This window comes from Sorangium sp. So ce362, from assembly GCF_051519845.1.
Taxonomy (GTDB): Bacteria; Myxococcota_A; Polyangia; order Polyangiales; family Polyangiaceae; genus Sorangium.
This window is the reverse complement of record NZ_CP150332.1, coordinates 6918606-6936534: the sequence shown is the minus strand read 5'-3', so window position 1 is coordinate 6936534 and position 17929 is coordinate 6918606. Positions and strand designations below refer to the sequence as shown.

Genomic DNA, 17929 nt, shown 5'->3' with positions numbered 1-17929 from the left:
AGCTGATCTCGACTCTCTGATTGACTTAGCTGCACGCCGCATGCCGGGCCAGCGCAGATTGTTGGAACGGAACGGACAAGGGGGAGTCGTGCGGCGTTGTAGCGATTTGTCGCAGCGTGGCAGGGCTGCCTCCACCTGTAATCGCGATGTGGGCTGTTCGCCAGCAGAGCGCGCCGGACACCCAGAGGGAAATGCCGGAGCGGACTCGGCGGCACGCTCTGTGCCGTGGCAATGCCGCATACAGGATGGATGAGCCCGTGGCGCTTCGCCGCGTCATGGCCCCTCCCGTCGCGCTCGCGGGGGCCACGGGGGCCGTGCCTCAGGGGTGGACCTGGCATGACGTGACGGCGCGCGCGGCGCTGGTTGAAGGAGCAGGCCCATGCAGAACTCGGACGTTGAATCGCTCGGCGCCCGGCTGGGGCTCCCGGCCGACGGTTTGTGGCCGTGGGTGATCGTCGCGGCGAGCGTTCCGGTCGGCTTCGCGCTCGCTCGGCTGGTTGTGGGGCTCTCTTCCGGCGCGCCGGTCCGGTCGTCGTGCGACGGACGGCGACGCCATGGGACGAAAAGACGCTCGACGCGGCAATTGGCCCCGTGACGCTTTGTCTCGGGATCATCCTGACGGCGAGCCTCGCCAAGATGACGCCGCTCGGTCAGGACCTCGTGGCCGATCTGCGGTCGCTTCTCTCGGCGCTGTTCATCGGCGGGGTCGCGTGCCTGCTCATGCGCAGGGTAGGGAGCCTCACGGAGGTGCTGGACGCGCGCGCCCTGGAGCGCGCCCGCTGCGTAGCGGAACGCCACACCGCGACATCGAGGCAGAGGCGATGACGCCGGCGCGCTCATCCGGCGCATCACGGCCGCGTGAGCGCCCCGTCGCGCCCGCGTCGACCCGATGAATCAAGCGGAGCGCGGAAGGGACCTTCGCGCCCCTCCGCGCGCTCCATCGCCCGCCGCGACCCGCCTTTGCGCGGCGGTGGGCGCCGCTCGCCGGCAGGCGCAGGAAAGCGGCATGTGATTTGCTGTGAACATAGAAAGATCCGGCACGTTGGCCCGTCAGCCGTCGACCGCGCGACGAGGTTTCGCCACGCCCCGGGGGGACTGGGGCGTGGCAGGTCGTCACTGCCCCTCCCGCTCTGCGCAGGTGCCTGCGCGGGAATCCAGGAGCAACACGCCATGAATTGGGTCATCAGGATCACGCGGATCGGCGGAATCGATGTCGTTGCGCACGCGGCGTTCGGCCTGCTCATCCCGATCGGGGCGCTCCAGTGGGGAGCGCGGCACGGCGGGAGCGGCGCGCTCTTCGGCTGCGCGCTGGGGGCGGCGTTGTTCGCGTGCGTGGCGCTGCAGGCGCTCGTGCACGGGATCGTGGCGCGGCAGCTCGGGCTCCGGCTGAGCGAGGTGCTGCTCTCACCGATCGGCGCGATCGCGAGGCGCTCGCGGCCCGATGGGGGGTGGGCGCAGAGCGGCGCCCTCGGCCTCGCGGCGAATTTCGCGCTGGCGGTGCTCCTCTTTGTGGCCGCAGGGGCCCAGCACGGGGCGGAGGAGCTGCGGTGGGCGTCGGTCCTGCAGGCGGCGGAGGCGCCCTCGCGCGAGACGGCGGTCGTGTGGATCGCCAGCGCGAACCTCGGGATCGCGCTGCTCGGCCTGTTCCCCGCGCTGCCGCTCGAGGGGGGGCGGGTGCTGCGCGAGGCGCTGTCGCCGCTCACCGGCGCCTGGCTCGCGACGTCGATGGCGGCGACGATCGGGCAGGCGACGGCGGCCTTGCTGTTCTTCATCGCGCTCATCGGCGGTCAGCTCCTCATCGCGGTGCTGTCGGCGCTCCTCTTCCTGGGAGCGCGGCGGGAGTGGAGCGCGGCGCAGGCGGTGATGGCGCCTGTCGCGTCGTCCGAGGCGCGCGAGGGCAGGGCGGTCCAGCTGTGGCCCGGCGAGCTCGTGCGCGACGCCGCGCGGCGCATGCTCGCGAGCCAGGAGCCCGACTTCCCGGTGGTCTACGAGGATCGCGTGATCGGGATCGTGACGCGCACGGATGTGATGCGCGCGCTCGCTGCCGGCGAGGAGGGGTCGTTCATCGCCTGGATCATGCGCTGCGACGTGCCGCGGGTGGCGGCGGACGTGTCGCTCGACGAGGTGGGGCGGAAGATGGTCGAGAAGAACACGCCGGTTGTCGCGGTCTTCGACGGGGAGAGCTACCTCGGGCTCGTGAAGCACTCGGACATCGCGGGGGCGCTCACGCGGGGGCGCGGGGGGAGGCTCGGGAGGATCCGGCTGGCGGCTCAGGCGGGGTAGCTGGGGGGGCCTGCGGTTGAGCTGAGGCTTGCCGGGCTCGAGTGGAGACGCCCCGCCCCCCGGAGATGGGGGCGGGGCGTCTGGGGCTCGTCGCTGAGAGGCGGAGACTCAGAGCGCCTCTCAATCGTTTCGCACGAAATTGAGCTTGAAGGAGACCACGAGCACGAGCGCGTCCTGACGGATACGCCGCTTGCCCCAGGCGACCCCGATGTGCAGCCCCTCGATCGGATCGAGGTTGGAGGGGAGACCCACTGTGTTCGTGAGCGTCTTCGTGAAGTTCCACTCAGGCTTCTTGTTCGCAAGCGCCGCGTTGACGGCCTTCATGATGGTGTGGTCGATGATCGAGGGGAGGCCGCGGATGTCAGCCTCCTCGAGCTCGACGTTGAACGCGAGGACGCTCCCCTTGTTTCTCTCGATGATCTCGGGGGAAATCAGCACCCTGAGCTCGTCGAGCTGGATGGTGGGGTTCACGCCCGCGATGGACCACTTCAGCTCCGCAGGACATGTGACGCGCAGGCCCATGTCCTCGACCAGGTTGATGTGGGTCGCCTTGCCCAGGTAGAGCCAGCGGTCGGTCTTTTCGTCGTCGTCCAGGTGGATCTTCACAGGGAGGAACTCGCCCAGCACCTGGACGAGATCCTCCCTCGTGATGATGGCTTCGAGCCACACGGCTTACGCCTCAGCTCAGGTGGTGACCGCTCTCGCCGCCCTGGGCTCGCCCGCCCTCGGTGCCGTAATGCGAGTTCCCGGCTTCGGACGACGAGACCGCGCCCTTCACCGCGTCGACGGCGCCGTCGACCTTGTCGTGGACCGTGCGCTCGGCCTGCTCGACCCCGCGGGTCGCCTGGCGCTTCAGGCCGTCGAGGTGGTTCAGGATGTCGCGGCGCAGCGCCTCGCCGGACTTCGGCGAGAGCAGCATGGCCACGCCCGCGCCCACCGCGACGCCGGCGCCGAAGAACGCGAGCGTCGTGAGCGGGCTCCGCTTGCGCGCCAGGCCGACCCAGCCAAGCACGTCGTCGACGCCGAGCGCCCCGACGGTCGCGGCGATCCCGGCGGCCGCCTTCGCGACGTCGAACGCGGTCATCTTCGCCGTCGTCGCGGCGACACCCGCGCCGCCAGCCGCCGCCTCGTACACACCCTTCGCAGTCCCCACCGCGTCATTCAGTCTCGTCATGGCTCTCGTCTCCTTGTGACGGACATGACGTCCGCCGGTTCGTGAGCGGATGCATTGCAGGCCCCGGACCAACCCCCGGATCGCGCTGCACGGCCCGCTTACCCCCGCAGCCGCGCCCCTCACCGTGACGCCTCCGTGACGAAATGCCACATCTGTCGTGACGCGCCGCCCCAGTCCGCCCCAGCGCCGCGCCGCCGCGCCGTCGCAAACGTAAGATGTGAACTCAGGATCTGAAGCAGCGCTGCGTCACGCGCAGCGCGCGGCGACCGGCAGGGTCATCCGGGCGAGGAGGGCTCTCTGGCCTCGAGCTTCGGCCAGGTGAAACGGAAGGTGGCGCCGGCGCCGACGGCGGACTCGACCCACGCGCGCGCGCCCTTGCTCTGGACGATCTTCTGCACGACCGACAGGCCGATGCCCGTGCCCTCGACCTTGTCACGCGCCTTCAGCGTCTGGAAGATGCCCCAGATCCGGTCGTGGTACTCGGGCGCGATGCCCGAGCCGTTGTCGGAGACCGAGAACTCCCAGAACGGGCCGGCGTCCCGCGCGCTGAGCCGGACCTCCGGATCGGCGCGCCCCGCGTGCTTCAGCGCGTTGCTGATGAGGTTCAGGAACGTCTGCTGGAGCGGCGCGCGCTCGGTGACGAGGACCGGCATGTCGGGGGCGATCTCCACCCGCATCTCCGGTGGGGGCGCGAGCAGCTCGACGATCTCCCGGAGGAGCTTGCCGACGTCGATCGTCTCGGGCTTCTCGCGGACGCGGCCCGCCCGCGAGTAGCTCAGGATCCCGTCGATGAGGTTCTCCAGCCGGTGGACGCGCCCGCGGAGCAGATCGAGCTGCTTCCGGCTCTCCGCCGTCATCTTGTCGTTCAGATCCTCCTCGATCCACTGCGAGAGGTTGGCGATGCCCCGCAGCGGCGCCTTGAGGTCGTGGCTCGTGACGTACGCGAACTGGTCGAGCTCCTTGTTGCTGCGCTCCAGCGCCTGGACGAGCCGCTGCCGCTCCTCCTCGGCCCGCTTCTGATCGTCGATGTCCGTGTACGTGCCGAACCAGCGCACGATGCGGCCCGACCCGTCGCGCGCCGCGACCGCCCGGCCGATGAACCAGCGGTAGACCCCGTCCGCCCGCCGGAGCCGGCACTGGCTCTCGTACGACTCGCCCGTGCGGAGCGCCTGCCGCCACGCCTCGATCGCCGGCTCGTGCTCCTCGGGGTGGATGATCCGGCTCCAGCCCTCGCCCCCCGTGTCCTCGGCCGTCAGCCCCGTGTAGTCGTACCAGCGCTGGTTGAAGTACTCGTGATGGCCGTCCGGGCGGTTGGTCCACACGAGCTGCGGCATCGTCTCGGCGAGCAGCCGGAACTGCGCCTCGCTGTGCTTCAGCTCCTCCGCGAGCGTCTCGACCTCCTTGCGCACCGTGACCTCGCGCTCGAAGAGCAGCGCGTTGTCGACGCTGAGGGCGGCGCGCCGGGCGAGCTCCTCGGCGAACTGCACGTCCGCCTTCGTGTAGCGCCTGCCCGACTCCGCGTGCGCGAGCGTGATCGCGCCGAGGACGCGCCCGCGCGCCGCCAGCGGCACGACAAGGTACGACCGGAGGCCGAGCTGGCGCGCCATCCGGAGGTGCCCCTCGTCCCGCGCGTTCTCGACGATCAACGCGTCCGGGATGTCGTGGGCCCACTCGGTCTCGCCGGTCCGGAGCACCTTCGGCACCCCGCGGCTCGCCCCGGGATCGACCGGGTACCTCTCCTCGATCTGCCGGACGAGCGTCACCTTGTCGGGGTCGGTGTGCTGGACGGCGACGCGCTGGATGACGCCGTCCTGCGCCTGGATGTCCACCGCGCACCAGTCGGCGAGGAGCGGGACGACGAGCCGGGCGAGCTGCCCGAGCGTCACGCGGAAATCGAGCGACGAGGAGAGGATCTCGCCCGCGCCTGCGAACAGGCTGACGTTGGCCTCGGCGCGCTTGCGCTCGCTGATGTCGAGCACGTAGGTGAGGTTGCGCCGCTGCGTCTCGATGCGGGCGGAGCCGACGAGGACCGCCACGCGCTTGCCGTCCTTGCGGATGTACTCCTTCTCGAACTGCTTCGTGGCCCCGTGGACGCTCAGCTCGTGGACCGCGTCGCGATGCACGTGCTCGTACTCCGGGGGGGAGAGCAGCTGCCAGGTGAGCAAGCCCGCCTTGAGGTCCTCGCGGGTGTAGCCGACCATCGAGAGGAAGCAGTCGTTCGCCTCGATCACGCGCCCTTCGTAGTCGCTGAAGAGCAGGCCCATCATGCTGGTGTCCATGATGCGCCGGAACACCTCGTCGCTCGCCTGGCGCTCCAGCTGGCGGAGCGCCGCCTCCTGCCGCTTGATCTGCTCGGCCCTGCGGTGCAGCTCGACGAAGACGGCCACCTTGGCGCGGAGGATGTCGGGATTGAACGGCTTGACGACATAATCGACCGCGCCCTCGCGGTAGCCGCGATACAGTCGATCCTCGTCCTCCGGCAGCCCCGAGATGAAGATAATCGGCGTGTGCCTCGCCTGATCGAGCCCCCTCACGCGAGCGGCCGTCTCGAAGCCGTCGATACCGCGCATCTTCACGTCCATGAGGATCAGCGCGAACTCCTCGCGGGTGAGGTGTTCGAGCGCCTCCTCGCCGGATTGCGCGGTGACGAGCCGCTGGCGCAGCGAATCGAGCACGGCCTCGAGGGCGAGGAGGTTCGGGCGGTGATCGTCGACGAGCAGAATGCTCGCGACGGGCTCGGAAGGCGTGGAGGGGAGGGGGGCGCCAGGCGGGAGAGGGGCCTTCTTCTCGTAAGGGCTCAGCCCTGGCCTTCTGTCGGGCATAACGATGACGGTTAACGGCGCCCGGACCGTCTGGCAAGCGAAAGCGGCGCTCGCACGGCAGCGGCCGATTCTCCAGCATCCCAGCCACCGTGTCGCACCGCGCCGCGCGGCGCCGGGACCCGCGCGCCACGCTGTGGCGATCCGGCACGCGCGGCGAGCGGAGCGACAGGCGCCGGCGTCGCGATGCGCCGCGGCAGCCGGCCGCGCGTGGCTGGCATGGGGCCTGCTGGATGTGCCGCCGAGGGAGCACCTATGCGATTCGGATTCAAGCTGGCTTCGTTCGTCGGCGCGCTTGGCGGAGCGCTCGTGGGCGCGCTGCCGCCGTCGCCGGCGAACGCGGCCGACGGAGCGGGGCTCTACGCGCTCCCGCCGGGCCGGTCCGACGCGTCGGTGCGCGCCGCGATCCAGGCGGCGGAGCCGCCCGCGACGTCTCGAGGGATGTTCGTGGCGCTGGTCGAGCGCACGATGGTGGCCGCCTTCGCGCCGCATCCGGCCGAGATGCGCGTGGCGCCCCTCGTGAGCCGAGGCGGCGGCGGTGGGCTCGGCCTCGTGCTGCCCATGTGCGAAGAGGGCTGTTCGCGTTACGCGTCGCGCGGAGTGCTCCTCGTCACGCAAAGGATGCCCGACTCGCCGATGGCCTGGCTCGCTGCGGTGAGCAACCGCGGCGCGCGCTCGCCCGAGGGGCCGCCCGGCCTCGCGGCCCTGCGGGAGGAGGCCCGCAGCGCGCGCGCAAAGGTGCCTCAGGAGGAGGAGAGCGCGCTGCCCGAGTAGGCGCGCGGCGAGGCGGCGAGCGCGCGTCCGCGGGGAGCCCGCCTGTCGACCGCGACCGCCGAGCTGGCCTGAGGGGGAACAGCCGAGTCGGCGCAACACGGAGCTCGCGCGACGGCGGCAGGCGGGCACCACCTCCCGGGAGAGCGGAGTCGGCGGACTCAGCAGCTCACGGTGAGACGGTGGCAGACGCGACCGCGTCGTGGAGGGCGCGAAACATCGCCGCGAGCTTCTCCGGCTGGTAGCTGGCGTTGAGCCCGCTCGGATTCGGCAGCACCCAGAGCCTCGTCGCTTCGAGCGTCTCCGGCTGCGGGCCGGGCGCGGCGCGGGGCCTGCCGAAGGCGCTCCGGTAGGCGCCGATCCCGAGCACGGCCAGGAAGCGGGGGCGGTAGCGCCGCACCTTGGCCGCGAGCCGTTGCCCCCCGGCGGCGAGCTCGTCGGCGGACAGCTCATCGGCCGATGCTGTCGCTCGCTCGACCACATTGGTGATCCCATAACCGAGCTTCAGCAACTCGCGCTCTTCGGAGGGAGCGAGCACGCGATCGGTGAACCCGCCGGCGTGCAGCGCCGGCCAGAACCGGTTGCCGGGGCGGGCGAAGTTGTGCCCGACGGCGGCCGTGTAGAGGCCCGGGTTGATGCCGCAGAAGAGGACGCGGAGGTCGGGGCCGATGACGTCCGGCACCGTCGTGCCGGTGGCGGCGAGGAGCTCTTCGCGGGTGGGCCTTCGAGGTCGGGGAGGGGTGGGCACGGGCTTTCCGGGCGGGCGCAGCGCGCCGTGGGCCGCAGCTTACGACGGGGCGCGAGGGGAGAGCGCGGCTGTTGGCTGGGCGAGGCGGATCGGCTCTGGACGGGGACGGTACAGCGGATACCGTCGTGTCTTCCCCGATGCTGGCGCGCTCGCTCGGTCTGCTCACGGCGCTCCTCGCGGCCGCCTGCGCGCTCGCGCCCGAGCCGGCCCCTGCGCGCGGCGCTGCGGGGGCCGCTCGGTCTGCGCAGGTTGCGCGTGTGTCGAGCGTGTCGGGTGTGTCGGGCGCGGCAGGCGCGGCAGGCGCGGCGCCGGCGGGGGCTCGCTATGTCCAGGGGCTCGCGGACGGCGTGTTCCGCGTGACGCACGGCGGACCGGACGCGGCCGTCGTGGACCGCGTCGTCGCGGCCGGCGCGCGGCTCGAGCTCGGCGGGGGCGGGCGGGTCGTCGCGGCGGCGTGGGAGCCCGATCTGTGGGCGTCCGGCGATCCGGTCGTCGGGTCGCTCGCGGTCGCGCCCCACCTCGGCGGGGGCTTCCTGCACTGGACCCGGCGCAGGGCGTTCCGGTCGCGCGGCTTCACGGGGCCGCTCGCGGAGGTGGCGATCGGCGGCGGCGCCCGCGCCGTGCGGGGCGCCCGGAACGGCCTGCGCGGCGTCGTGGTCTTCACGGAGCAGGGGCCGCGGGCGCTCCTGCCGGGCGAGGATCGCGGCCGGGCGCTCGATGCGCCGGCGATCCACGATCTCGCCGCGCTGGACGCGGCGCGCGCGGCGCGCCTCGACGTCTTCGGCCGCGCGGCGACGACCGTGGACGGCGGCAGGACATGGAGCGATGTCGGCCGGCGGATCGGCCTCGCCTCGCGCGGCCTCGTCGTCGCGCCGGACGCGCTCTGGCTCGGCACGGCGCTCGGGCGTGTGGCCGTGCTGCCGGACGGGTCGCTCGGGCGCCCCGACGGCGATCTCCGCGCGATGTCGCCGGGCGGCTCGTTCCAGCTGCTCTTCGCGGGCCCCCGGGCCGGCGGGCGCGGGGAGCTGGCCGTCGAGGAGCTCGCGCCGCTCGACGCGGCCGTCTCCGCCGGCGCGCTCCTGCCGGACGGGACGGCGCTCGGGGTGTTGGAGGGCGGGGTCGCGCGGATCGACGCGCGCACGGGGGCGACGCGCGAGCGGCTCGCCGGCTGGTTTCCGGACGGGCTGGACTGCGCCCCGATGCGCGCGGAGGACGGGCTGCTCTTCCTGTGCGCGTGGGACGACTACGAGGGCTACGGTAGCTACGTCCTGCGCTCGGAGCGCGGCGAGGCGCCGCGGGTGGAGCGCGCCTTCAGCGACGAGGGGTTCTTCGTGGCCGATGACGGCGGCGCGCTCGGCTACGTCGGCGGCTGCGCGGCGTCTCCGCGGCTCGTGAGCGACGAGGAGCGCGATCGCCGTTACGGAGCGGTCGTGGTTTCGCCGAGGATCTGCGTGCGGCGCGGCGCGGGCGCGTGGGTGGAGCACGCGGTCGAGATCGGCGGGGCGGAGGCGCTGGTCGGTTGGGCGCCGCGTCGGGACGGGAGCGCTGTCGCGCTGCTGCAGGGCGAGCGCGACGCGCTGCCGGCGCCGGTCGGCGCGCCGCTGGGCCGCGACGAGGGGGGCGTGCGGGTCGTGCAGCTGCGCGGGCATCTCCCCGGCTGGTACTGGACGCCGCCTCCGCGGGACGGGGCGCGGGTGCTCGTCGACCGGCGCTTCCGTGCGCGCGAGGACGGCGGGGTCGACGGGTGGCTGTCGTCGGTCGAGTGGCCCGATCCCGTCAGGCAAGCGAGCCTGGGCGTCTCGATCGCGGCGGACGGGGGGATCGAGAGGCACGCCTTGCCGCCGGATCCGGCGGGGATGGTGGTGACCGGCGATCACGGCGTGCTCGTCACGCGCGGCGCGGAGCTCCACGAGACGCTCGATCACGGCCGGACGTGGCGCGCTGCGGGGCGCTCGCCGGTGCCCCCGTCGTCGTTCCAGGGCGCGTGCTCCGCGCTCGGCTGCGCGCTGGCCGGCGTGGTGCGGCTCGGCTGGGGCGCGGGCGAGGTGTCGCCGGACGTCGCCCCCGCGCCGGGCCCCGGCTGCGGGGCTGCGGAGGCGAGCGGGGCGGGCGCGGCGGCTTGCCCGAGCGGAGGCGGCCGGCCGCAGGAGACGACGGCGGGGCTGCCGGTGCTGTCGTGCGCGCCGGTCGGCCTGCCGGCGCCGCTCCCGCAGGCGGCGCCCGCGGCCGGCGCGGAGCGATGGACCGTGTCGACGCCGTACGGCGAGACGCTGGAGATCGTCGCTGACGCGCCGGCGCCCGAGCGCGCCACGCGGCCGGCCGAGGAGGCGCCGCCGGTCGAGGAGGCGGCGCCGGGGAAGGGCGGCCCGAAGGCCGCGGCGCCGCGGACGCACAGCGCGCTGTTTCGCCCTCCGTTCGACCTGCGCGGCGAGGTGCTGCGGCTGAACGCGACCGAGCTCGCGCCGAGCGGCAGGCGCGGCGCGCAGCGGGCCACCTCGGTGCCGCTGCTCGCCGCGGGCGGCGAGACGGCGCTGCTCGTCCTCGCCGACGTGGGCGAGCTGCTGCTCGGCCCCGGGGGCGCGCGGGCGCTCCCGGTGTTCGAGCCGCGCCGGAGCCCTGCGGACGCCTCCGCGGGGCGGGCCCCCGGTCTGCTGCTCGGCCCGGGCCGCGCCCTCGTGCTCGGCGAGCACCGGCGCCGCGCGGCCATCGAGGAGCACACGCCGGAGCCCCGGCAGCCCGCGCGCATCGTGGGGCTCGACCGCGAGGAGCTGCGGGGCCGGCCGATGGCGCTGGCCCGGCGCGACGACGGCGAGACCGGCGTGCTGGTGCTCGACGGCCCGGCCCCGGAGACCGCAGGGGCCGCGGTGCTCGACCGCACGGCCGCGACGGCGGGCGAGGTGGTCGCGCTCGCGCCCTGGTCGACGCTGACCGCCGCGAGCGACGCGCGCTGCCGCGCCATGCGGGGCGCGTGGCGCGCGCTCGTGGCGCTCGATCCGGAGGGCGCGCTGCGCCTCGATCGGAGGGCGTTGCCCGCGATCGCCCCCGGGGACCAGGGCATCGCGCAGGTACGCTGGGGGCGCGAGCGCGTCTGCCTCGAAGCGCTGCACCTCGCGGTCGCCGACTCGCGGCGGCGCGGCGAGGCGGCGGTGGGCGCGGCGCTGATCGCGCGGTGGACGGCGCCGCGCGGGCAGGGGAGCGGGGAGGAAGGCGGAGAAGGTGTGCTGCGGACCGCGTCGACGATGCAGCGCCTGACGTGCGCTGCGGGCGCCCGGCCGGGCGACGAGTGAGGCGCGGGGCCGCCGCTCCGCGCCCCCCGGGCGCGCTCTCCCGCGCGCTCGGCCGGCTATCGCTCGTCGCCGCGCCGGCGCTCGCGGCTTGCGGGGCGGCCGCGTCGGCGCCCGCGCCGCCCGGCGCACCCGAGCCGCATCGCCGCGCCCCCGCCGTCGTCGCGCTCGGCCCTGCCCGGTACGTCGCGCCGCCGGCGCAGGGCCTCGTCGAGCGCGTGGTCGTCGGCGGCGAGGAGGTCGGCAGGGCGGTCGTCAACGGCCAGCGCGTCGAGCTGCACGGCCTCGAGCGGATCGAGCCGCTCGGCGCAGACGGCCTGGAGCTCGCCGGCGGCGCAGCGTTCCCCGCCTGGGCTCAGGCCAGCGCGCCGACCGGGCCGCGCTACGTGTTCTGGAGCGGCGGCGAGATCTACACGGCGGCCACGTTTGCCGGGGAGCTCCGCAGGCTCGCGACCCTGCCGGGCAGCGTCGCCGGCGTGTTCCCGTGGCTCGACGGCATCGGCCTGATCACGTCGGTCGGGAGCTTCGTCGTCCAGGGCGCGAGCGGCGCGCTGCGGCCGCTCGGCCTGCCGTCCCTCGTCGCGGCCGCGGCCGCCGGCGAGCGCCGCGCGCTCGGCCTCACCGTCTTCGGGCGCGCGCTCCTCACGCTGGACGCGGGCGCTTCCTACCGCGACGTCACCGCGGAGCTCGGCGGCGCGATCGCGCTCGATGTCCGCGGCGAGGAGATCGTCGTCTCGCTCCTCGGCGGCCTCGAGCGCGCCGTCGATCCGAGCGGCCGCCTCGGCGAGCCCCGCGCCCCGCGCGCGCGGCCGCCGGCCGGCGTCGACTCCGGGTGGCTCCCCGGCGCCCCCTTCGAGCAGCTCGCGGGCGCCGTGGCCTCGGGCCTGCCGCTCGCCGACGGGGGGGCGGTGATCGCCGCGGATGGCTCCATCGGCCGCATCGATCTCGCGACCGGTCGCGCCTCGTCCGTCGCGCCGTTGCCGCCCGGCAGCGGCCAGTGCGCGCCGTTTCGCGCGAGCGACGCGCTGCTCGCCGTCTGCGCCGGCCCGGATCGCGCGAGCGTCGTGGACGTCGCCAGCGACGCGCGCGCGCCGCGCGCGCTCCGGATCGAGCGCGCGTTCGAGCTCCGGCCCGAGCCGGAGCGGGAGGCCGGTCGCTTCGTCGGCGTGGACGGCGAGGCGCTCGGTTACCTCGGGCCGTGCGAGGGGCTGCCGAAGCCGCGGCTCGACCTCCGCGCGATCTCGAGCGCGGCGTTCGCCGGCGACCCGGCGCCGCGGAGCGCTGTGTTCTGCGTGCGGAGCGGGCCTCTCGTCTGGGTCGAGCACCGCCTCGATCCGGCGGACGCGACCGACGTGCTCGCGTGGATCCCGCGCGGCGGCGGGGGCGCGGTCGCCCTCGTCGCGCGATCGGGCTCGTTCCTGCCGGACGGCGAGCGCGTCGAGGTGCGCGGCGCGCTCCGCGTCGTGCGGATCGCGCGCGGCGAGCCGCCGCTCGTCCTGCCCGCGTACGGCGACCGGCGGCCGGAGCTGCTCTCGCGCGCGCTCGCCGTGCTCGCGGGCGGCGCCATCGAGGGCTGGCTCCCCGTGCAAGGCGCGGCCCGGCTCGCGCCGATCGCGATCGACGCCGCCGGCCGGCTGCGCCGCCTCCCGCTGCCGGCGCGCGCGAGCTCGATCGAGGCGTCGGGCCCGTTCGCGCTCGTCGAGACGGAGGACGGCAGGCTCTTCGAGACGATCGATCGCGGGAGGCGGTGGGCGCCCGTCGCGCCGCCGCCGGGCAGCGCGGCGGCCGGGCTCGCGGGCTGCTCCGCGGTGGGATGCCGCCTCGGCCCGTTCCTCCGGCTCGGGTGGGCGTCGGCCGCGAGCGGCGGCGGGGAGCGCGGGGCGTCGTTGCCCGATGCGGCTGCGGCGGAGCGGTCCGCCGGGCGTCCGCGGCGCGAGCGCGACGGGTCGGCGCGGCCGCCGGTCCCGCCGCCCATCGCGCGGCTCGCCTGCAGCTTTGCGGGGCCGATCGCCGCCGCGCGCGTGCCGGAGTCGTACGGCTTCGGCGCCGTGGCCGCGCCGCCCCTGCGCGCGACGAGCCCGCTGCGGCTCGGCACCCTCGGGGTGCTGACGCTGCCGTCGTTCGGCGGCGCGCAGCCGGCGGCCTTCGCCGACGCGGAGCTCGCCTGGATCGCCCCGCTCGATCTGCGCGCCGAGATCCGCCGCGCGACCGTGCCGCTCGCGAGCGCCGGGCTGCCCCAGCTCGCGTACCGGCCCTACGAGGCGCAGGTCGGGCTCGTGATCGATCGCGACGGCCGCGTGGCCCCCGTCGCGGTCGGCCCGAAGGAGGCGTGCCTCGCCGGCCTGCTGGACGCCGCGCGCGTGACGCGGCCGATCGGCGGCTGCGTCCCCCGGCTCTCGGTCGGCGTCGACCTCGGCGAGCGCGCGGTGCTCCTCAGCCCCGGGTACGACGGCCTCGCGGTGAGCGCCGTCGACCTGCGCGGAGAGGCGGGGTCCGCGCGCGGGGCGTCGGCGAGCGCGCGATCCGGGGGCAGCGGGCCGCCGCCGGCGCTCCGGGAGCTCCACCGGCAGCGCTCGGGGCGGGCGGCGGCGCAGCAGGCGCGCTTCGCCTTCGGCGCGGGCGTGCGCGCGGGCGCGCCGGTCGCCGTGGCGGTCGCCGGCGACGGCGGCGCGGTGCTCTCGCCTGTCGAGCCCGAGCTCGGCGAGCTGGGCCCCGAGGAGGCGCTCGCGCCGCTCGGCGAGCTCATCGCGGGCAGCGAGCCGTCGTGCGCGCCGCGCCGCGGGGAGGCGCGCGTGGTCCTGCCGTTCGATACGGAGATCGGCCTCGCGCCCGGCGCGTTGCCGGGGATCGCCGAGGCCGGGACGGCCGGCGTCGCGGTGATCCGGTGGTCGCGCGATCGCGCGTGCCTCGACGCCGTGGAGCTCACCGTGCGGGACGAGCGCTACGAGGTCGACCTCGGCTTCTACGAGCCGCCCGGCGTCGTGAAGAAGCTCGTCGCGCGCTTCGCGGGGCCGCCGCCCGCGGCCTCGCTCGGCGCGCGCGGCGGGCCGAGCCCCGCGCCCGCGCGGCGGGGCGAGCCGGCGCAGGGAGCTGGTGGAGGTACGCTCGTGCTCGTCCAGCACGGCCAGGAGGTGCGGCAGCCGGTGCAGTGCAAGGCGGTCGTGAGGGGGCGCTGAGGCGAGCGCGCGTGCTCGCGATCGGCTCGGCCTTGGCGCGCGGCGGCGGAGCGAGCCGCCTCACGCGGGTCCAGGCGGCGCTCGCTGCGCCCGGGCGGTCCGGGCCAGGAGCGCGCTGCGGCGTTCGCTCGGATCGTTTACAGTGCGCCGCCTGAGCCCCGCGGAGGGCGCTGGAGGCGCTTGAAGATGGAACGGCAGAGCGAGCCCAGAGCGATGTTCCCCCGGTCCGCACGGGAGCGCGTCGAGCGCGCGGCCCTCGCCCGGCGGATCGGCGGTGTCCGGGGCGCGAAGCTCGCCGCCGGCGCGCTCTGCTGACGCCGCGGCGCTCGCTCCTGCGCCGCGCCGCCGTCGCCGCGAAGCCCTCCCGCGCAGGCGTCCTGCTCGGGCTCGCCCTCGCCGCTGCCTGCAGCGCCGCCCCGGAGCGCGCTCCGCGGCGGGCCGGTCCCCCGGCCTCCGCGCTCTCCGACGCGCCGCCGCTCGCTCCGGCGCGTTACGTGCTCACCGAGGGCGTCGGGGTCCTCTTCGACGCCGCCGCCGCGTCCGGCGAAGGCTCGCCCGCGCCCGGCCGGCAACCGGCGCTCCACGAAGGGATCCGCGTGCGCCTCGAGGGCGGCGTCGTGCTCGGCGCCGCGCCCGCGTCCGAGCTGCTCCGCGGGTTCCGGTCGATCCCGGCGCGCCTCGGGGGTGGGTTCGTCCTGTGGTCCGAGGGCCGCGTCTACCGCGCCAGCGACTTCCTCGGCGCGCTCGCGCCCATCGCCGACGTCGGCGCCCCCGGCGGCGCCCGGCCGTACCTCGACGCGATCCTCCTGCGCAGCGATCGGGGGCTCCTCGAGATCGACCCGTCCACGCTCGCCCTTCGCCGCTTCGGCGCCGCGGGCGTGGTCGACGCCGTGGCCGTCGACGCGCGGCGCGCGGCGCGCCTCGACCTGCTCGGCCGCGCCTCGGTCACGCTCGACGGGGGCGCCACCTGGATCGACGTGCTCGAGACCCACGGGCTCGCCACGACGCTCCTCGCGGAGGGGGGCGGGGAGGTCGCGCTGCTCGGCCCCTCGGGCGGCGCTGCGCTCCGCGTGACCGCCGCCGGCCTCGTGCCTGCCACGCCCGCTCCGCCGCGCGACAGCCCGAGCCCGTCGCTCCACCTCCCGCTGGCGCGGGACCCGCCGCGCGAGGCCTCCTCGGGCCGCGCGCTCGCCCCGGAGGCGCTCGCGCTGGCCGCGGCCACCGGCGCCCTCCTCCCGGGCGGCAGGCTGCTCGTCGCCCGCCACGGCGACCTCGCCGTGCTCGCCGCGGCGACGGCCCAGCCCATCGCCGACGCGGCGATCGAGGGCCTGGACCCGCGCTATGCGCGCTGCCAGCCGTTCCGGGCAGGCGAGGACGTCCTGCTCGCGTGCGCGCACGGGGCCGCCCAGGTGCTCCGGCTCGAGACGACGCTCGCCGCGCCGCGGCTGGAGGCCACGTTCCCGCCCCGCGGCCGCGACCCCGATCCGATCGCGCCCTCGCGGGGGGCGTTCGTCGGCGACGATCGAGGCCGCCTCGCCTTCTCCGGCCGGTGCGGCAGCGCGCCTCCGGGGGTCCACGACTTCCAGGAGAGCCCGGACGGCGCCGACTCGCCGGACGGCGAGCGGTCGCCCTGGCCTTCCGCGCTGCCGCTGCCGGACGAGCCGCGCTCCGCGATGGCGCGCGGCTCGTCCGACAGCGGCGAGCCCGCCGAGGAGCACGCCGCGCGCGTGTGCGTGCGCACCGGCGGCGGCCGCTGGGTCGAGCGCCGGATCGAGGGCGAGGATGCCGCCCGCCTCTACCGCTGGATCGCCGGCGAGCGCGGGACCGTGACCGCGCTCGTGCTGGCGGCGCCGAGGGGGCCGGGAACGCGGACCGCCGAGGGGGAAGCGCCGCGACCGCGGACCGCCGGGGACGAGGAAGCGCCGCGCACGTCGCCTCCCGTCTCGCGCGACCGCGAGCCCCGTCCCGCGAGCCCATCCGAGGGCGTCCGCGTGATCCGCGTGCGCGAGCGCGACCCGGCGCTCGCCGGCGGCGTCTTCCCGGCGCTTGCCGACCCCGCCTCGCCGCGCCTCGTCGACACCGACTTCTGGGAGGACGACGACGGCGCCGTGCGCGGCTGGCTCCACCTGCCCGACGCGGCCGGCGGCGCCTCGCCGGACCGCGCGGCGCTGCCGGCGGAAGGCGCGCCCGGGCCCGCCGCGCGCCTCCTCTCGCGCCGCCGCGGCGGCCGCATCGCCGGCCTGCGCATCGACGCGCGCGGCGGCGCCACCGTCTATCCCCTCCCGGCCGCCGTCGCGCACGTCGTCGCCGGCGGCCGGTTTGCGCTCGCCGCCACCGGCGACGACCCGCCGGGCTACTTCGAGTCGACCGACGGCGGCCGCTCGTGGCGCCCCGTCGAGGGCCCTCCCGCTCGCCAGATCGAGCCTCCGCTCGACGAGGGCACCCCCTTCGCCTGCTCTCCGATCGGCTGCGCGATGGGCGATCACGGCCTCGTCCGCCTCGGCTGGGGCAGCCCTCCGCCGCCGCCGCGCAGCGCGCCGCCGCCCTACACCCCCGCGGCGAGCCCCGCGCCCCGGACCGCCCCTCCGCCGCTCGTCTCTTGCCGTCTCGACGGCGACCCTCCGTCCTTCCCGCCCCCTGCCGCCCTCCCGGCGGCGCGCCCCCCGGCTCGTCCCGCTCCGGGCCGCGCCCCCCGCGTCGCGCTCGCAGCGCCGGGCGCCTCCGCGGCGGCCCGGCTCTTCGGCGGCGCGCCCCCGGCCGTCTCGCTGTGGACCGCCCCGTTCTCCCCCCTGGGCACGCTCCGCGACGGCGTCTTCACCGCCAGCGTGCTCGATCCGTTCGCGACCGCCGCCGCGCCGCGCCGCCTGTCCCTCCGCGACCGCTCGCTCGCCGCGGCCTCCGGCGCCGCCGTCCCCGTGTTGCTCGCGCCCGGCGCCGGAGCGCCCGTGGATCTGCTGCTGCTCTTCGACGCCAGCGGACCGCAGGGGCGGCGCGGCCTCCGCGTGCGCGCGGGCGCCGCGCCCCCGGCGCTGCTGCCGTTCGACCACGCCGGCACGATCGCCGCCGCGGCCGAGCTGCCGGGCGGCGACCTGCTCGCCTTCGACGCCGGCAAGCGGAGCCTCCTCCTCGTCACCCGGCGGGCCACCCTCCCGGTCGCCGGGCTCGCGCCTGTCCCCGACGTCGCGGGCGCCCGGCTCACCCTCGGCCGGCGGCTCGACGCCCCTGGCCTCGCGCTCGTCGGCTACTCGGTCGCCTCGGGGGAGGTGGTCGCCGGGCCGCTCGACGTCGCCCGGGGTCAGGTCGGCCCCCTCGAGCCGCTCGGATCCCTCGCGTCGCTCGCCGAGATCGGCGCCGGCGACTGCGGCGGCGCTCGGCCGTCCCACCGGTTCATCGCCGAGCTGCCCGTCACGCTGCGGGTGGCGTCGAGGAGCGGGACCCCGCTGCTCGAGGAGGACGCCCCCGGGGCCGCGCTGCTCGCCGGCGGCGGCGGGGCGCTGTGCGTCGAGGCGATCGAGATCCGCGCCGCTGCCCGGGGCGCGCAGGACCTCGGCGCGGTGTTCGGCCCCGGCGGGGCCGCGGCCCTCCGCGGCGGCGGCGCGGGGCTCCGCTGCGAGCTCCTGCCGGACCGGCCCTGATGCGCGCGGCGCGTTCCCGGAAACTCCGCTCCGGCGGAC

The 17929-nt window shown here is 76.2% G+C and carries 12 protein-coding genes; 8 read left to right on the top strand and 4 right to left on the bottom strand.

What is annotated here, in order from left to right:
- The first annotated feature begins 379 nt into the window (after nt 1-379).
- The 3 genes from WMF17_RS26410 to WMF17_RS26400 all read left to right on the top strand — a co-directional run bounded on the left by WMF17_RS26410 (nt 380) and on the right by WMF17_RS26400 (nt 2283).
- The gene (locus tag WMF17_RS26410; protein WP_437643910.1) at nt 380-595 is read left to right on the top strand and encodes a hypothetical protein; all 216 of its coding nucleotides are present in this window, start codon (nt 380-382) and stop codon (nt 593-595) included.
- Nucleotides 592-825 (top strand): hypothetical protein, encoded by a 234-nt coding sequence (locus WMF17_RS26405; RefSeq protein WP_437643908.1) that lies wholly within the window; start codon nt 592-594, stop codon nt 823-825. The genes WMF17_RS26410 and WMF17_RS26405 overlap by 4 nt, the downstream gene beginning before the upstream one ends.
- A gap of 345 nt (nt 826-1170) precedes the next feature.
- On the top strand, nt 1171-2283 hold the full coding sequence (locus WMF17_RS26400; protein WP_437643906.1) for a CBS domain-containing protein: 1113 nt from the start codon (nt 1171-1173) through the stop codon (nt 2281-2283).
- A 120-nt stretch (nt 2284-2403) separates the two neighbouring features.
- On the opposite strand, the gene WMF17_RS26395 is transcribed toward WMF17_RS26400, so the two are convergent.
- The 3 genes from WMF17_RS26395 to WMF17_RS26385 form a co-directional block, all read right to left on the bottom strand.
- Nucleotides 2404-2952 (bottom strand): hypothetical protein, encoded by a 549-nt coding sequence (locus WMF17_RS26395; protein ID WP_437595927.1) that lies wholly within the window; start codon nt 2950-2952, stop codon nt 2404-2406.
- 10 nt (nt 2953-2962) lie between these two features.
- Entirely contained in the window at nt 2963-3457 is a 495-nt protein-coding gene (locus tag WMF17_RS26390; RefSeq protein WP_437643904.1) for a YtxH domain-containing protein, read from the bottom strand.
- A 275-nt stretch (nt 3458-3732) separates the two neighbouring features.
- Nucleotides 3733-6279: a PAS domain S-box protein gene (locus WMF17_RS26385; RefSeq protein WP_437595924.1), complete on the bottom strand. Its 2547-nt coding sequence runs from the start codon at nt 6277-6279 to the stop codon at nt 3733-3735.
- A gap of 252 nt (nt 6280-6531) precedes the next feature.
- Between WMF17_RS26385 and WMF17_RS26380 the strand changes: the two genes are divergently transcribed.
- Nucleotides 6532-7050, top strand: a complete 519-nt coding sequence (locus tag WMF17_RS26380; RefSeq protein WP_437643902.1) for a hypothetical protein — start codon at nt 6532-6534, stop codon at nt 7048-7050.
- A gap of 166 nt (nt 7051-7216) precedes the next feature.
- Here the strand turns inward: WMF17_RS26380 and mug are convergent, their stop codons facing one another.
- The gene (mug, locus tag WMF17_RS26375) at nt 7217-7729 is read right to left on the bottom strand and encodes a G/U mismatch-specific DNA glycosylase (RefSeq protein ID WP_437651398.1); all 513 of its coding nucleotides are present in this window, start codon (nt 7727-7729) and stop codon (nt 7217-7219) included.
- A 191-nt stretch (nt 7730-7920) separates the two neighbouring features.
- Here mug and WMF17_RS26370 point away from each other — a divergent pair, with 191 nt between their 5' ends.
- The 4 genes from WMF17_RS26370 to WMF17_RS26355 all read left to right on the top strand — a co-directional run bounded on the left by WMF17_RS26370 (nt 7921) and on the right by WMF17_RS26355 (nt 17890).
- A complete protein-coding gene (locus WMF17_RS26370; protein WP_437643900.1) occupies nt 7921-11082 on the top strand; it encodes a hypothetical protein in 3162 nt (1053 codons plus the stop codon).
- Entirely contained in the window at nt 11079-14255 is a 3177-nt protein-coding gene (locus WMF17_RS26365; RefSeq protein ID WP_437643899.1) for a hypothetical protein, read from the top strand. Before WMF17_RS26370 ends, WMF17_RS26365 begins: the two co-directional genes overlap by 4 nt.
- Before the next feature lie 186 nt (nt 14256-14441).
- Nucleotides 14442-14570, top strand: coding sequence for a hypothetical protein (locus WMF17_RS26360; RefSeq protein WP_437595920.1), 129 nt, complete (start codon nt 14442-14444; stop codon nt 14568-14570).
- 179 nt (nt 14571-14749) lie between these two features.
- Nucleotides 14750-17890 (top strand): hypothetical protein, encoded by a 3141-nt coding sequence (locus WMF17_RS26355; protein WP_437643897.1) that lies wholly within the window; start codon nt 14750-14752, stop codon nt 17888-17890.
- Nucleotides 17891-17929: the final 39 nt, after the last annotated feature.

Coding starts and splice junctions, on each gene's coding strand:
- WMF17_RS26360 (WP_437595920.1), top strand. CDS start 14,442: ATGGAACGGCAGAGCGAGCCCAGAGCGATGTTCCCCCGGTCCGCACGG.
- WMF17_RS26410 (WP_437643910.1), top strand. CDS start 380: ATGCAGAACTCGGACGTTGAATCGCTCGGCGCCCGGCTGGGGCTCCCG.
- WMF17_RS26385 (WP_437595924.1), bottom strand. CDS start 6,279: ATGCCCGACAGAAGGCCAGGGCTGAGCCCTTACGAGAAGAAGGCCCCT.
- WMF17_RS26390 (WP_437643904.1), bottom strand. CDS start 3,457: ATGACGAGACTGAATGACGCGGTGGGGACTGCGAAGGGTGTGTACGAG.
- WMF17_RS26400 (WP_437643906.1), top strand. CDS start 1,171: ATGAATTGGGTCATCAGGATCACGCGGATCGGCGGAATCGATGTCGTT.
- WMF17_RS26380 (WP_437643902.1), top strand. CDS start 6,532: ATGCGATTCGGATTCAAGCTGGCTTCGTTCGTCGGCGCGCTTGGCGGA.